The sequence below is a fragment of the Enterobacter cloacae complex sp. IR5412 genome (assembly GCF_049237385.1).
In the GTDB taxonomy this organism is placed as follows: Bacteria; Pseudomonadota; Gammaproteobacteria; order Enterobacterales; family Enterobacteriaceae; genus Enterobacter; species Enterobacter intestinihominis.
In genome coordinates this window covers 1-2531 of record NZ_JBMKHQ010000017.1, presented here as the reverse complement: position 1 = coordinate 2531, position 2531 = coordinate 1, and the positions used below count along the sequence as shown (strand labels likewise).

The 2531-nt window shown below is 48.2% G+C and carries 4 protein-coding genes; 3 read left to right on the top strand and 1 reads right to left on the bottom strand.

Annotated elements, in window-relative coordinates:
• Both ACOTX2_RS21655 and ACOTX2_RS21650 read left to right on the top strand, forming a co-directional pair.
• A partial coding sequence (locus ACOTX2_RS21655; RefSeq protein WP_421625982.1) for a hypothetical protein occupies positions 1–180 on the top strand: 180 nt, incomplete at its 5' end.
• 4 nt (positions 181–184) lie between these two features.
• Entirely contained in the window at positions 185–829 is a 645-nt protein-coding gene (locus tag ACOTX2_RS21650; RefSeq protein WP_057057135.1) for a hypothetical protein, read from the top strand.
• A gap of 73 nt (positions 830–902) precedes the next feature.
• Here ACOTX2_RS21650 and ACOTX2_RS21645 read toward each other — a convergent pair whose 3' ends face one another.
• On the bottom strand, positions 903–1271 hold the full coding sequence (locus ACOTX2_RS21645) for a hypothetical protein (RefSeq protein ID WP_421625981.1): 369 nt from the start codon (positions 1269–1271) through the stop codon (positions 903–905).
• A 220-nt stretch (positions 1272–1491) separates the two neighbouring features.
• On the opposite strand from ACOTX2_RS21645, the gene ACOTX2_RS21640 reads away from it, so the two are divergent.
• A partial coding sequence (locus ACOTX2_RS21640; protein ID WP_421625980.1) for a metallophosphoesterase family protein occupies positions 1492–2531 on the top strand: 1040 nt, incomplete at its 3' end.

Below are 2531 nucleotides of genomic sequence, written 5' to 3'. Positions count from 1 at the left end.
GCCCTGTGGTGGCGTGGGTTTGCGGCGATCGGGGATCTCTTTTGGATCTCCGTTGGGATCACTTTAGGATCAATTTATTGGATCGACACTGTGGAAATTGGGGATAAACAAAACAGGCAGTTACAGCCTAACGCCAAATTTATGCGCTACAGTCGCAAATATTTCCACCGGCAAGAGTAGACCAATGGATCTGAAACGTACACGCTGGGTTCGCCGCCTCGAAGATGGCACCTATACCATTGAGCCAGATAGCAAACTTAACTCCCAGAAAGAACTATGCGACCTCTGTGGGATTGCGTCAAAATGCCCAATCAATGAGGCACGGCACAAGTTCAAGGCTACAGGGGCTGACTTCCACTTAAATTCTTGTCTGCGGTATGTGCCACTTATCGCGTTTCGTAAACCGATCATCGGATTGAATGAGCCTTACTTCAACACGCTCCGCAGCGGAGTTACCTGGGTGAACCGTGTAGAGCCAGGCAAAATCGTGTGTCTGGTAGACGCAGCGAACGGAGAGCGCATCAGGTTCGCAAAAGTGGATCGAGTCTGTTCGGGGCCATACGAAGAAATGCTTCGCAAACATAGCCGATTCAACCACCTTTGCATGGGTGGTGAAAGCGTGGAAAAGGTTTCTGAAGTGATCCGCAAGTCCTATGGGCATTTTCTGAAGCCTGATAGTCAGCTGACGGCCATTTATCTGCGGAGCATCAGCCGTGAACATGACGTTGAGTATCACACGGATCATGAGCTTGAATTAGAAGATCCTCGTGCGAAAGCACCAGTGATAGATATGGCCTCGCTTCGCAGAAAGCACGAGAAGACGATTTAACCCCCTCCAATGAGCGAACGTACCAGAAATTACGTTCGCCCTCTTAGAGAAGCGCACAGCGGGCTTGTGCTATCTACCGCTCAATCAAATCGCCATCCCCATTCATCCACATGCCATCAGCCAAATAAACCCACTCATCTGGATCATCAGTGACTCGCAGATCTTCATAGAGTGAAGTCAGGTCGCTACCAACAATCATTTGTTTGTATTTGTTATAATTTCTCCGAACTTCGTAATAAGTTTCAACATCGTAATCCTGTTCCCTCAGCTCATCATCTGAAGAGACATTTAGTGTTTTCTTTAGGCCTACTATGTTGAAGATCCATTTTAAGCCGTTTTTGACATAGTATGCCGACGTATAGGCGTCCTCGTCTGGCACACGTTCATAACCAAGTTTTAATGCGATCTGAATTTGTTCAGTCACTGAAAGCACAATTGCCATTTTGATCCCTATTATGCTGTGTAAAACATCATCTTAGAGTCCCTTTGCTATGGAGTTAAGGAAATTAATATTTGTCCCTTTAGATGATAGGTAGTTAGCTACTTATAAATATTGCATAATAGCTAGCCTGCGAACCAACCCAATAGCCTGTAGCTCTGAATTGATGGCCTATTCAGTGTTGGTAACATTGCGTTGAATTTATAACAAGCTGGAAGAACACATGACTATACCGTATGGCGTGATCTCTGATCCCCACTACCACAACTGGAATACTTTCGCGGTTTCTGACGCCAACGGGCTTAATTCCCGCCTGGCCATTCTGCTTGAATCGACAAAGGAAGCTGCGATTGCCATCAAAGAGGCTGGCGCAAAGCATCTGCTTGTTGCAGGTGACACGTTCCATGTACGCGGCACTATAACGCCATCTGTACTGCACTACGTGACGGAAACCTACAAGTGGATCATCAATGAGCTTGGCCTTGAAGTGGTCATGCTGGCCGGCAACCACGACCTCGAAACTAACGATTCTGTCTACAGCGCTAACGCAGCTGCCTCACTGCAGTCGATCGGGGTGCATATCGTTTGTGGGCAGCAGCCGTTCAGCATTGAAGTTGGTGATGTGAATGTTCATTTCATCAGCTGGCGTAACTCCCACGCCGAGCTTTTGAGTGATATGAAAGCGTTGCGAAATCGTCTTGAGGGCGACAACCACGACATCATCATTCATACCTCAGTCAATAAAGCGATTCCGACCATGCCCGATGTGGGCATCGATGCGCAGGAGCTGAAGGACATTGGCTTCCGCCTGGTTTTGTCTGGTCATTACCATAACCACAAAGAAGTCCTGCCCGGAGTCGTCAGTGTAGGTGCGTTAACGCACCAGAATTGGGGCGATGTTGGAACTTTGGCCGGCTACATGATCGTACAGCCAGATGGCAGTTTTACCCAGCATGAAACCTCCGCTCCAAAGTTCGTCAACCTCGAAGAGGGCGTTGATGACAGCGAAGTACGCGGCAATTACGTTCGTTTCTACGCGACTATTGAAGCCGACGAAGAAGGCGTAAAGATAAAAAACACCCTCAACTCCATGGGCGCCAAAGGCGTCGTGTGCAACTTCGTTCGTAAATCCTCAATGATGACCGGCTCCGCCAGCACTTCAGCTACGTCAAAGATAGATAGCCTTGGAGAGTCAGTAAGCGCTTACTGTCAGATTATGCACGACACTGACGGCGGTTTTGATGTGAAGGCATTAGGCGCGCT